A 10692-nucleotide genomic window follows, 5' to 3' on the forward strand; every position below is an offset into this window, starting at 1 on the left:
TCAGTCCGCGGCGGCAAGGGTGGGCGCCAGCGTGGCCTCCTGCTCCTTGAGCGCGGCCACGCGGCTGGAAAGGCCGAACAGGCGGATGAACCCCGCCGCGTCGGACTGCTCGTACACGTCGTCCTCGCCGAACGTCACGAAGCGCTCGTCGTACAGCGAGTTGGCGGACCAGCGGCCGGCGATGGCCACGCTGCCGCGGTACAGCTTCAGCCGCACCGAACCCGTCACGCGACGCTGCGTGGTGTTCACCAGCGCGTCCATCGCCTCGCGCTCCGTGGTCCACCAGCGGCCCTCGTACACCAGGTCGGCGTAGCGCGGGGCAACCATGTCCTTGAGGCTCAGCGTGCGCCGGTCCAGCGTCAGCTGCTCCAGCTCGGAGTGCGCGGCGTACAGCAGGGTGCCGCCGGGCGTCTCGTAGATGCCGCGCGACTTCATCCCCACCAGCCGGTCTTCCACCAGGTCGATGCGCCCGATGCCGTGCGCCCCGCCGATGGCGTTGAGCGCGGCGATCAGCTCCACGGGGCCCAGCTCCTGCCCGTTGACGGACACGGGGTATCCCTCGTGGAAGCCGATGGTGACGTATTCCGGGCGCGCCGACGCCTCCTCGGGCGACTTCGTCAGCAGGAACAGGTCGCTCCCGGGCTCGTGCGCGGGGTCTTCCAGCGGGCCGCCCTCGTGGCTGACGTGCCACAGGTTGGCGTCGCGCGAGTAGATCTTCTCCCGCGTCGCGACGACGGGCACCTGGTGCTGCGCCGCGTAGGCCAGGGCGTCTTCGCGCGAGCGGATGTTCCACTCCCGCCACGGCGCGATCACCGGCAGGTCCGGCGCGAGCGCGGCGTAGGTGAGCTCGAAGCGAACCTGGTCGTTGCCCTTGCCCGTGCAGCCGTGGGCCAGGTGCGTGGCGCCCACCTGCCGGGCGATCTCCACCTGCGCCTTCGCGATGATGGGCCGCGCCATCGACGTCCCCAGCAGGTACTTGCGGCCGTACACGGCACCGGCGCGCAGCGTGGGCCACACGTACTCGGTGACGAAGGCTTCGCGCAGGTCCTGCACGTAGCAGGCGGCGGCGCCGGAGGCGAGGGCCTTGGCCTCGAGGCCACTGAGCTCTTCGCCCTGGCCCACGTCGGCGGCCACGCAGATCACTTCGGCGCCGTAGTTTTCACGAAGCCAGGGCACGATGATGGAGGTATCCAGTCCGCCCGAGTAGGCGAGGACGACGCGGGGGGTCGGCATATGTGTGCTCCCTTGCGGTGGTAGTTCGTTTGGTTTACCGCGTTCCCGCGGTGTGGAGCAAAGTGCGTGAGTGCGTTAGTTCGTGAGTGCGTCAGTGTGCATTCCGCCGCGCGAAAGCTTCAGACGGGCTGCAGTTGCTCCCGCACTAACGCACTCACGCACTAACGCACTTCCTTGTAGACCGCGATCTCGTCGCAGGCGTGCAGCTTGGAGCAGTTCCGGCAGTCGGCCCACACCTTGGCCGGGAACATCTCCTTGTTCACGGTGCGAAAGCCCAGGCGGTGGAAGAAGCCGTCGCGCAGCGTCAGCGCGAAGACGGTGGTGATGCCCAGCGTCTCGGCGTCTTCCACCAGCCGCTCCACGATGCGCCCGCCCAGCCCCAGCCCCTGCGCCGCCGGGCTCACGGCCAGGGAGATGATTTCCGCCAGCTCGGGCGAAAAGATGCGCAGGCCGCCGCACCCTAGCAGGCGCCCGTTCTCGTCCGTCGCCACCACGAACTCGCGGAACAGGCGGACCAGCTGCTCCGGCGTCTTGGGCAGCATCAGGTTCTGCGCGGCGAAGTGGTTGATCAGCGGCTCCACCGCCAGCATGTCGGCGATGCGCGCGGGGCGCACCGTCACCGGCGCCCCGGCGCCTACCGGGGTGACGTCGATGCCGCCCGCCGAGGCGGGGGGCGCAATCTGGATCAGCATTCCATCGCTCCTTCCAGGATCGCGATGCCCTGGCGCAGTTCGTCGTCCCCGATCACAAGCGGCGGAAGCAGCCGCACCACGTCCGGGCCGGCGGTGCACAGCAGCAGCCCGGCCTCCAGCGCGCGGCCCACGATCCCGGCCGCGTCGTCCATCTCGATCCCCCACATCAGCCCCGCGCCGCGCACCTGGCGGATGCCGGGGCGGCGGAGCGCCAGCGCGCCCAGCAGGTCGGCCAGCAGCTCGCTCTTGCGGCGGACCTCGGCCATGAACGGCTCCGCGCCGATCTTGCGGCACGTCGCCAGCGCGGCCGACGCCACGAGCGTCCCCCCGCCGAAGGTGCTGCCGTGGTCGCCCGGCTTCAGCGCCGCCGCCACGGCTTCCGTCACCAGCACGGCACCCATCGGCAGGCCGCCGGCGAGCGGCTTGGCCAGCGTCATCACGTCCGGCGTGATCCCCGCCGCCTCGTGCGCCCACAGCGTTCCCGTGCGGCCCAGCCCCGTCTGCACCTCGTCCAGCATCAGCAGCGCGCCGTGCTCGGTGCACAGGGCGCGGAGTGCCTGCAGGAACCCGGGCGCCACCAAGCGCACGCCGCCCTCGGCCTGGATGGGCTCGATGATGACGGCCGCCACGCGCCCGGTCTGCAGCAGGGCCTTCACCCCGTCCACGTCGCCCACCTCGGCGAAGTGCACGCCCGGCATCAGCGGGCGGAACGGCTCCTGGTAGGCGGGGCGGTCGGTCAGGGCCAGCGCGCCCATCGTCCGGCCGTGGAAGCCGCCACGGAACGCGATGATCTCGTCCCGGTCGCCCGCCCAGCGCCGCGCGAACTTGATGGCGCCCTCGTTGGCCTCCGCGCCGCTGTTGCAGAAGAACACGCGGTCGGCGAAGGAATGCGCGGCCAGCCACGCCGCCAGCTCGCCCGCGGGCGCGGTGCGGAACAGGTTCGACGTGTGGAGGATGCCGGCGTCCAGCGCGCCGCGGATGGCGGCCGCCACGTTGGGGTCGCCGTAGCCCAGGGCGTTCACCGCGATGCCGCTGGTCAAGTCCAGGTAGCGGCGCCCGTCGTCGCCCGTCAGCCAGCATCCCTCACCCGCCACGAAGGACGGGCCGGCCGGCTTGTAGACGCCCAGCAGGGCGGATTGCGTGTCAGCAGCCAGCATCGGCCATCTCCCGTACAGGTTCGATCCGCGTTCCCGCGGCCAGGTCCGTCAGCATCCCCACGTCCCCGATCCTCACCCCCGCCACCCCGGCCGCCGCCGCGGTGAACGCCGCGCGCAGCTTGGGGAGCATTCCCCCCGACGCCTCGCCCGAGGCGGCCAGCGCCTCGGCTTCGGCCCCGCCCAGCGCCGCCAGCCACTCGCCCGCGCGGCGCACGCCGGGCACGTCGGAAACGAAGAGCAGCTCCGCCGCACCCAAAGTGGCGGCAATGGCGGCGGCGGCATCGTCGGCGTTCACGTTCAACCCGCCACCGTCCGTGCAGCGCGACACGGGGGAGATCACCAGCGTCAGCCGCTGCTCCATCCACGCGTGCAGCAGCTCCGTCCGCACCGACACCAGCTCCCCCGCCCGCCCCAGCGCGCCGCCGCGGATCGTCCGGCCGACCAGCAGCCCGCCGTCCTCACCCGACACCCCCACCGCGTCGACCCCGGCATCCAGCAGCGCGGCCACCCAGCGCTTGTTGACGACGCCGCTCAGCACCATCCGCACGGCGTCGAGCGCGATGGGCGTGGTCACCCGCAGTCCGTCCACCCACGCCGGCTCCTCGCCCAGCGCGCGCTGCAGCTGGCTGACTTCCTTGCCGCCCCCGTGAACGAGGAGGGTGGGGACGGAGGACGCGGCGACGGCATCCGCCACGGAGCACATCCACCCGGCGTCCTCGGCCAGGTTGCCGCCCACCTTGACGACCCTCACGCCAGCGCCTCCGTCTCGGGCCATCCGAACATCAGGTTGAGGTTCTGCACGGCCTGCCCGGCCGCGCCCTTCACCAGGTTGTCGATGGCCGCCACCACGATCAGCATCGGCGCCGCCACATCGCGGACGGCGGTGACGCCGATGGCCACGCGGTTGGACCCCACCGCATCCGCCAGCGACGGCATGCGTCCGCTCGTCACCCGTACGAAGGGTTCCGATGCATAATCATCCATCCACATTCCGATCGGCTCTCCGAGCAGCGGCTCGTTCAGCGGCACGTAGATCGTCTCCAGGATGCCGCGCCGCACCGGCAGCAGGTGCGGGGTGAACACCAGCTCCGGGGCCCGCCCCCCCACCAGCCCGGCGGCCTGCGACCGCATCTCCGCCAGGTGCCGGTGCACGTTGCCGACGGCGTAGGCGCTGAACCCCTCGGCCACCTCGGCGAACAGCAGCTCGCGCCTGGGCGAGCGCCCCGCGCCCGTGACCCCCGACGCCGCGTTGACGATCACCGGGCCGGCCGCCAGGCCGCGCCGCAGCAGGGGTGCCAGGGCCAGGATGGCGGCGGTGGGATAGCATCCCGGGTTGGCGACCAGCTGCGCACCGGCGATCCGCTCGCGGTGCAGCTCGGGAAGCCCGTACACCGCCTCGCGCGCCCACTCCGGCGTGCCGGCCCCCGGCACGCGCAGGTCCGCCGACAGGTCGATGGCCCTCACCCCCGCCGCGCGCGCCCGTTCCATCCAGCGCGCGCTCTCGCCGTGCGGCAGGCACGACACCACGCAGTCGCACTCGTCCAGCGCCGCGTCTTCCGCCTTCACCAGCGCCGGTCCGCGCGCGCCGGGAACGAGATCGTCCAGCGCCGTTCCCGCCTCGGACTCCGACGTCGCCCACGCGATCCGCGCCCGCGGGTGGCGAGCGAGAAGCCTTACCAGCTCCCGCCCCGCGTATCCGCCAGCCCCCAGGATTCCGATTCGTGCGCTAGTATAATTATTCATGGGCTCGCAAACCTATACCGAAATCCCCATAGCGTCAATGGTTTCGATGCGGGGGCGGGTATCTCAACAGCTTTCACGCAGAGGACGCAGAGAAGAACGAGAGGACGCAGAGGGGCCGTGGCTGCCCTCTGCGTCCTCTCTTTTCCCTCTGCGACCTCTGCGTGAAACGTTTTTTTTTCAGTGCTGGACGTCGATCACGAGCCGGCTTGGGTTCGCCAGCTCGAGCACCCGGTAGCGGTTGGGCGATGCCACGCCGAGGACGATCTGCACCTCGGCCTCGAAGTCGCACGTGAACTCGTATTCGCGCAGCACGGGAAGCGACAGCGCCCGCTCACGCTGCTGGATGGTGGCGCGGCCCTGGTCGTCGTGGGCGCGCGCGGCGGAAAGGGTGATGGAGAGCCACCCGTCGCCCGCGATCTTCGTGGCCTCGCCCGAACCGCACTGGCGCACCGGCCGGTCGACGTACTCGATGCGGTACCCCGGGATGGCATCGGCCCCCAGTGCCACGACGAACCGGTCGAACCCCGCGTTCGGCGCGGTGCGCACCTGGCGCAGCGTCGCCACCCCGCCCGGCCGCCGGCGGACCTGCGTGCGCCCCGACGTCCAGTCCGCCTGCGGCGCAGGGGACGGCGCCGCGGCGGAGTCGGCGCCGGGCGCTGGAGTCGCGGCGGCACTGTCGGCTGAGCGGCCGGCGGGAGTGGAGTCCGCCAGCACGAAAGCCGGCAGGCGCGCGGGTACGCGGGGCACGGAATCCGCCACCGCCGAGTCGTCCCGCGCCTCGGTCGCGCGCCGCCGCTCCGTCGCCTCGCGCAGCTCGTTGCCCTGCTCGCCGCATCCCGCCAGTGCGGCGGCGATCATCATCGTTCCGAGTGCCCGTCCCGTCATCCGCCCACCTTTTCGCGAACACGGGAAGCGATGCGCTCGCCTCCCGTGTAGATGTTGAATCCCGGCTCGCGGACGAACCCCGCGAGCGTCATCCCCGCCTGCTCCGCCAGCTCCACCGCCAGGCTGCTGGGCGCCGAAACGCCCGCCAGCACCGCGGCGCCCGCCCGGGCGGCCTTCTGCACCAGCTCGAAGCTCAACCGCCCGCTCACCAGCACCACGTGATCCGCCAGCGGCAGCTCGCCCGCGAGCAGCGCGGAGCCGACCAGCTTGTCCATCGCGTTGTGGCGGCCCACGTCTTCCCTCACCCGCACCAGCTCGCCGTCAGCCGTGAACTGCGCCGCGGCGTGAAGCCCGCCGGTGCGCTCGAAGACGGCCTGCGCCTGCCGCAGCCGCGCGGGAAGCCCGACGAGCGTATCCGCATCCACCGTGACACCACCCGCCACCCGCGCGCACGCCGGGCCCATCACCGCTTCGATGGACGCCTTGCCGCACACGCCGCAGCTGGACGTCGTGTAGAAGTTGCGCGCCAGGTTCGCCGCGTCGAACGGCACGCCCGGCGCCAGCACCACGTTCACCACGTTGTACAGCTGCTCGGCCTCGGTGCAGTAGCGGATGGCGCGCACCGCCTCCGGCCCGCCGATCAGCCCTTCGCCGTACAGGAAGCCCGCCGCCAGCTCGAAGTCCGCCCCGGGCGTCCGCATGGTCACCGCCACGCGGTGCGACACGCCGTCGCCCACGACGACGCGGATCTCCAGCGGCTCCTCCGTCGCCAGCACGTCCTCGCGCACGCGGCGCAGCGCACCCTCCGGCGCGAGGGCGACGCGCTCGATGCGGCGGCGGACGGTGCTGCCCCGGCGCGTGGCCCTCGGCGGCGTGGAATCGTTCTGCATCAGGGCCGGACCGCTGGAGAGTGGCGCAAACGCTTGCCCTGAAAGGTGCTTGGGGTGTGTGGCCGCCGCAAGGGCGATCCGGCGGAGCGCCCGGGCCGGGGTTGCGGCGGGCGCCGTCGCGGGTGAGCTTTTGCGCGCCGCGACACACGTCGGACGAGCGCCATCCCACACCCGTCAGCATCCGCATGCCGCCAGCCCAGCCCGAGAAGCTTCCCTGGGGCGCACCGCCGCTTCCCACGGAGATCCACCCCGACACCCCGTGGACGTGGCCCAACCTGATCACGGCCGTGCGGCTGGTGGCGGGGATGGTGCTGTTCACCTTGGCGGCGCTGCACGGCGACGAGCGGCTGAACCTGTGGGGGCTGGGCGTCTACTGGTCGCTCGACATCCTGGACGGCGCCGTCGCCCGCTGGCTGAACCAGGAAACCCTGTTCGGAGGCCAGTTCGACATCCTGGCCGACCGCCTGCTCGTGGCCTTCTTCTACCTCAACGAGCTGTACCTGTACCCGGCGCTGGCGGTTCCCGTGGTGCTGTTCCTCATCCAGTTCATGGGCGTGGACCACTACCTGAGCAACCAGTACCTGCGCTACCCGCGCATGATCTCGCCCAACTACTACTACCTCGTCAACAAGCGGGTGTGGGAGCTCAACTGGTCTCCGCTGGGCAAGGTGTTCAACACGGGGCTGGTGACGGCGCTGCTGGTGCTCACCCGCTCGCCCGTGCTGGTGACCGCCGTGGTCGTCGGCATCCTCGTGGTCAAGTTCTACTCGGTGGCGCTGGTGTTCCGCACCCCCGCCCCGGCCGCGTGACGCGGCGTCATCCCGCGCCGAAGAAGAGCGACACCGTGTAGATCAGCAGCCCCACCAGGCCGCCCACCAGCGTGCCGTTGATGCGGATGTACTGCAGGTCGCGGCCGATCTGCAGCTCGATCTTGCGGGTGGTGTCTTCCGGGTCCCACGCCTGCACGGTGGTTTCGATCAGGTCGGCCACCTCGTGCCGGTACTGCTCGATCACGTACAGCACCGCCTGCTCCACCCAGCCGTTGGCCTTGGCCAGCAGCTCCTCGTCTTCCAGCAGCGATCCGCCGAACCGGGTGACGGCGCTCCCCACGCGGCGGCGGAACTCGCTTTCCGGGTCCGCGCTGTGGAGCAGGACCGACGCCTTGATGTCGGCCCACAGCCCCGCCGAGTAGGCCCGCACGGCGGGGTGGCCCAGCACCTCTTCCTTGAGCGCCTCGCCCCGCGCGATCATCTCGGGCGAGCTCTTCAAGCGCTCCACGAACTCGGCGACGGCCTCGTTGAACCGCCCCCGCAGCGGGTGGGCGGGGTCGTGCGCCACCTCCACCAGCGTCTTTTCGATCCCCCGCGCGATCCGCTTGTAGATCTCTTCGTTCACCGCCGTGGGCATCCACCAAGGCGTTTCCTGGGTGATCTTGGCGCGCAGGACCTCGCGGTTTTCCTCGAACAGCCGGTCGAACAGGCGGATGGCGGAATCCAGCAGCTCCTGGTGGCGGTTTTCGGCCGTGACCAGCGTCAGCACGCTTCCCATCAGCGGCGCCACCTGCGTGGTGCGCACGCGCCCCATCACGCTTTGCTCGATGATCTCCTGCACCTCTTCGTCGCGCAGCACCTGGACGAGGCCCGTGACGGCGGCGGCGGCGTGCTTGCCCACCGTGTCGCCGTGGTCCGGGTTGGCCAGCCACTGCGCCAGCCTGAGCGCCACGTTGGCCTCGCGCAGCTTGGCGGAGATCACGGGCGGCGACAGGAAGTTGTTCTGGACGAAGTTGCCCAGGCTCTTGCCGATGCGGTCCTTGCGGTTGGGGATGATGGCCGTGTGCGGGATCTTCACGCCCATGGGATAGCGGAACAGCGCCGTCACCGCGAACCAGTCGGCGACGGCGCCCACCATGGCGGCCTCGGCGGTGGCGCGGATGAAGCCGAGCCACGGGTAGCGTGCCTCGAAGATGCGCGCGACGACGAAGATGAGGGTCGCCACGCCCAGCAGGCCGGTGGCGACGCGCTTCATCTTTTCCAGCCGCACGCGCTTTTCTTCCTCGTCCCGCAGCGGGGGCAGGGTCAGCCGGCCGATTTCCATCCCGATCCGATTGGTTCTCGTTCGTGGGTCATGCTGCATCCGATCCGCGTACGTGGAGGATGCGTGCCAGCACTACGCGCGGGGGATGCGGCGGGATTCGGAGGGGCCCTCACCCGGACGCGCGGAACCCGGAAGGGCGGACACGCAGCCATCGACACGCCAGCCGCGGATTGCAACCTAGCTTGTCATCCTGAGGCGCAGGCGCACTGAACCTGCCCACGCCAGATACGCCGCGCGCCGAAGGATCTAGCCTGAACCAGCACGATGACTGGGCGCGACAGCGGCGCCAATTGCCGGCCCGCCTGCCCTTTCGTTAGCTTACAAGCGTGATTCCCTGAGCCGTCATAACCGCAGTGTTCGCCTCTGGGCCAGCGGAAGTAATGCCAGGGTTGGAAAGGTCACCCGCTCGATGTGGGTGGCCTTTCTTGTTTGAAGCGATGGACTCTATCCGTGCTCGATCCTCCCGGCTGCCTCGTCCCAGCGCCATGGTACATCACGGCCCTGCAGGTGCACGCCGCCCAGCCAGCGGTCGATCCCGATCGCCGCGACGCGGTCCGCACGGCCGGCCAGGACGTCGCGGCCCAGGTCCGTCAGGGCGACCGGGCGGCGGTGGACATCGTCTGCCTCGCCGATGGTGACCAGCGGGCCCAGGTCTTCGAGGTAGGAAAAGAAGGTGGAGTCGCCCAGCCAGATGGGATCTTCGCGATCGTGGTGTGACGCCCGGTACAGCTTGCCCGCCGTGCGCGGACCATCCGCGAGCACCTCCAGCGCCTGGCGCTCGCTGCGCGACAGGCCGTCTCGCGTCGACGGAAACTGCTGAAGGTGGCGGCGCAGGGCGGACGACAGGTGCGGGAGTGCCGCCAGCTCCGCTCCCGGGATCGTCTCCATCCCCCGGGGGTCGGGCGCGCGGAACGCCTCCCACGCGGCGCGGGCGGCGGAGAGGTGCGCATGGGTGACGGGCATGCGCAGCGCGAACAGCGCGCGAAGCTGGTCGGGCGTGGAGGGACCCAGGTACTGCGCGGGGTTGATCAGCGTCAGCCCCGGGCGCGGGTGCTCGGCGAACCAGTCCAGCACCTGGATCAGCTGGAGCTGGTCGTACAGGTCGTGCTCGAACCAGAGCACCACCTCGTCCTCGTCCGCCGACGCGGCCAGCGCGGCGTCCCGCTCCTCGAACCCGCGGCGCACCTCGTCCACCGCGCCCCAGCCGCGGGACGCGATGAACCCGGCGCGGACGAGGCTCAGCTCGCGGAGCGGGAGGCCGGCGGGCACCGGCCCGTCGTGCAGCACGTCGCGCCAGGGAAGGATCTCCCCCGGAATGCCAGCTGCGCGGATGGCGTCCGCCGCGGCGTCGCCGTTGGTGAGGTGCAGCATCCGCGCGCCGGTGCTACGAAGTAGCCAAAGTGGTCAACGGCGTCGCCCGTACCCGCCCCGGCGCCTGTGCAGGGCGTGCAGCAGAAAGAGCAGCACCACCGCGCCCACGAACGCGGTGAAGATGGTTCCCGCCAGGCCGCTGAACGGCGTGGTCACGCCGAGCTGGCGGAAGAGCCATCCGCCGACGAACGCGCCCACGATCCCCACGATGATGTCGCCCACCAGCCCCACGCCGCCCACGACCAGCCCAGCGAGCACGCCGGCGACCAGTCCCACGATAATCCACGTCAGCAGATCCATCGTTCATCTCCCGTTGTTGTGTGTCCGTACCATCAGGGCAAGCGACGTACCCAGGCTGCTCTTGGCGACGGGCTCACCCGCTCAGGACGAGCCTCCAGCGATCGTGAGCGCTGCCTCGCCCCGGCTGAGTAGTGGCCGCGACAAGATCCTTCGGCCCGCGAAGTCTGGAGTACGGGCCGGTTTCGCGCGCCTGGGCCTCAGAGGGTGTTGAGAAACGTCAACTTGGCCGAAGCCGACGGAGCATGAGACCCGACATCGCAAGATGGATCCATGCTTCGCTACTCTCCGGCAGGCCCTCGTAGTCCTTGCTCAAACGGCGGCAGCGCC

At 70.8% G+C, this 10692-nt stretch carries 11 protein-coding genes and 1 pseudogene; 1 reads left to right on the top strand and 11 read right to left on the bottom strand.

From position 1 onward, the window contains the following. The 7 genes from VGB24_RS18605 to fdhD all read right to left on the bottom strand — a co-directional run bounded on the left by VGB24_RS18605 (position 1) and on the right by fdhD (position 6600). On the bottom strand, positions 1–1233 hold the full coding sequence (locus tag VGB24_RS18605) for an argininosuccinate synthase (protein WP_331074448.1): 1233 nt from the start codon (positions 1231–1233) through the stop codon (positions 1–3). Positions 1234–1394: 161 nt separating this feature from the next. Then, positions 1395–1925 carry an N-acetyltransferase gene (locus VGB24_RS18610; RefSeq protein ID WP_331074449.1) on the bottom strand — a complete coding sequence of 177 codons (531 nt, stop codon included), beginning with the start codon at positions 1923–1925 and terminating at the stop codon, positions 1395–1397. Further along, complete coding sequence (locus VGB24_RS18615) at positions 1919–3082, bottom strand: acetylornithine/succinylornithine family transaminase (RefSeq protein WP_331074450.1); 1164 nt, start codon at positions 3080–3082, stop codon at positions 1919–1921. The genes VGB24_RS18610 and VGB24_RS18615 overlap by 7 nt, the downstream gene beginning before the upstream one ends. After that, positions 3069–3833 carry an acetylglutamate kinase gene (gene argB, locus VGB24_RS18620; protein WP_331074451.1) on the bottom strand — a complete coding sequence of 255 codons (765 nt, stop codon included), beginning with the start codon at positions 3831–3833 and terminating at the stop codon, positions 3069–3071. The genes VGB24_RS18615 and argB overlap by 14 nt, the downstream gene beginning before the upstream one ends. Beyond that, positions 3830–4825 carry an N-acetyl-gamma-glutamyl-phosphate reductase gene (gene argC / locus VGB24_RS18625; RefSeq protein WP_331074452.1) on the bottom strand — a complete coding sequence of 332 codons (996 nt, stop codon included), beginning with the start codon at positions 4823–4825 and terminating at the stop codon, positions 3830–3832. The genes argB and argC overlap by 4 nt, the downstream gene beginning before the upstream one ends. Before the next feature lie 177 nt (positions 4826–5002). Next, entirely contained in the window at positions 5003–5686 is a 684-nt protein-coding gene (locus VGB24_RS18630; protein WP_331074453.1) for an AMIN-like domain-containing (lipo)protein, read from the bottom strand. 20 nt (positions 5687–5706) lie between these two features. Then, positions 5707–6600 carry a formate dehydrogenase accessory sulfurtransferase FdhD gene (gene fdhD / locus VGB24_RS18635; RefSeq protein WP_331074454.1) on the bottom strand — a complete coding sequence of 298 codons (894 nt, stop codon included), beginning with the start codon at positions 6598–6600 and terminating at the stop codon, positions 5707–5709. A 185-nt stretch (positions 6601–6785) separates the two neighbouring features. On the opposite strand from fdhD, the gene VGB24_RS18640 reads away from it, so the two are divergent. Continuing rightward, positions 6786–7409: a CDP-alcohol phosphatidyltransferase family protein gene (locus VGB24_RS18640; RefSeq protein WP_331074455.1), complete on the top strand. Its 624-nt coding sequence runs from the start codon at positions 6786–6788 to the stop codon at positions 7407–7409. Positions 7410–7416: 7 nt separating this feature from the next. Here the strand turns inward: VGB24_RS18640 and VGB24_RS18645 are convergent, their stop codons facing one another. The 4 genes and pseudogenes from VGB24_RS18645 to VGB24_RS18660 form a co-directional block, all read right to left on the bottom strand. Next, the gene (locus VGB24_RS18645) at positions 7417–8694 is read right to left on the bottom strand and encodes a DUF445 domain-containing protein (RefSeq protein WP_331074456.1); all 1278 of its coding nucleotides are present in this window, start codon (positions 8692–8694) and stop codon (positions 7417–7419) included. Positions 8695–9138: 444 nt separating this feature from the next. After that, entirely contained in the window at positions 9139–10065 is a 927-nt protein-coding gene (locus tag VGB24_RS18650; RefSeq protein ID WP_331074457.1) for a hypothetical protein, read from the bottom strand. A gap of 33 nt (positions 10066–10098) precedes the next feature. Further along, entirely contained in the window at positions 10099–10365 is a 267-nt protein-coding gene (locus tag VGB24_RS18655) for a GlsB/YeaQ/YmgE family stress response membrane protein (RefSeq protein ID WP_331074458.1), read from the bottom strand. A 217-nt stretch (positions 10366–10582) separates the two neighbouring features. Next, positions 10583–10692 (bottom strand): annotated as a pseudogene (locus tag VGB24_RS18660) (IS5/IS1182 family transposase); the annotation flags it as partial.

The sequence above is a fragment of the Longimicrobium sp. genome (genome assembly GCF_036399935.1).
Taxonomy (GTDB): Bacteria; Gemmatimonadota; Gemmatimonadetes; order Longimicrobiales; family Longimicrobiaceae; genus Longimicrobium.

Excerpts from the sequence above, each read along its gene's own strand:
- VGB24_RS18610 (WP_331074449.1), bottom strand. The coding sequence starts at position 1,925 with ATGCTGATCCAGATTGCGCCCCCCGCCTCGGCGGGCGGCATCGACGTC.
- fdhD (WP_331074454.1), bottom strand. The coding sequence starts at position 6,600 with ATGCAGAACGATTCCACGCCGCCGAGGGCCACGCGCCGGGGCAGCACC.
- argC (WP_331074452.1), bottom strand. The coding sequence starts at position 4,825 with ATGAATAATTATACTAGCGCACGAATCGGAATCCTGGGGGCTGGCGGA.
- VGB24_RS18645 (WP_331074456.1), bottom strand. The coding sequence starts at position 8,694 with ATGGAAATCGGCCGGCTGACCCTGCCCCCGCTGCGGGACGAGGAAGAA.
- VGB24_RS18655 (WP_331074458.1), bottom strand. The coding sequence starts at position 10,365 with ATGGATCTGCTGACGTGGATTATCGTGGGACTGGTCGCCGGCGTGCTC.
- VGB24_RS18640 (WP_331074455.1), top strand. The coding sequence starts at position 6,786 with ATGCCGCCAGCCCAGCCCGAGAAGCTTCCCTGGGGCGCACCGCCGCTT.
- VGB24_RS18630 (WP_331074453.1), bottom strand. The coding sequence starts at position 5,686 with ATGATGATCGCCGCCGCACTGGCGGGATGCGGCGAGCAGGGCAACGAG.
- VGB24_RS18615 (WP_331074450.1), bottom strand. The coding sequence starts at position 3,082 with ATGCTGGCTGCTGACACGCAATCCGCCCTGCTGGGCGTCTACAAGCCG.
- VGB24_RS18650 (WP_331074457.1), bottom strand. The coding sequence starts at position 10,065 with ATGCTGCACCTCACCAACGGCGACGCCGCGGCGGACGCCATCCGCGCA.
- VGB24_RS18605 (WP_331074448.1), bottom strand. The coding sequence starts at position 1,233 with ATGCCGACCCCCCGCGTCGTCCTCGCCTACTCGGGCGGACTGGATACC.